Raw genomic sequence first — 281 nt, forward strand, 5'->3', positions numbered from 1 at the left:
ACACAACATCTTCGTCGGTGGCGAACATCACGCTATCCGACGCGCTGGCGCGAGTCCCTTGTGGAATCACCAGGTTACTTTTAGCCGCTTGAGTAACAGAAAACTGTAGCGTGGTTTTCGCCGCCTGAGCGGGTAGACGATGAACGCCAACCAGCTCGCCTAAATAATCCAGCATGGGCGCACGGGAATACGCGACCAGGTTTTGCTTCGCCGCCTCCTGGATGGCGATGCGGACAAGGTTTTCACGATAAGCAAACAGGTCAATGAGCAGCCGCTCAGCC

1 pseudogene is annotated in these 281 nt (G+C 55.9%); it reads right to left on the reverse strand.

Annotation, left to right across the window (positions count from 1 at the left end):
* Positions 1-281: pseudogene (locus tag J4G32_RS21470) on the reverse strand (baseplate J/gp47 family protein); the annotation flags it as partial.

Origin of the sequence: Microvirga antarctica (assembly GCF_017921815.1) — a bacterium.
In the GTDB taxonomy this organism is placed as follows: Bacteria; Pseudomonadota; Alphaproteobacteria; order Rhizobiales; family Beijerinckiaceae; genus Microvirga; species Microvirga antarctica.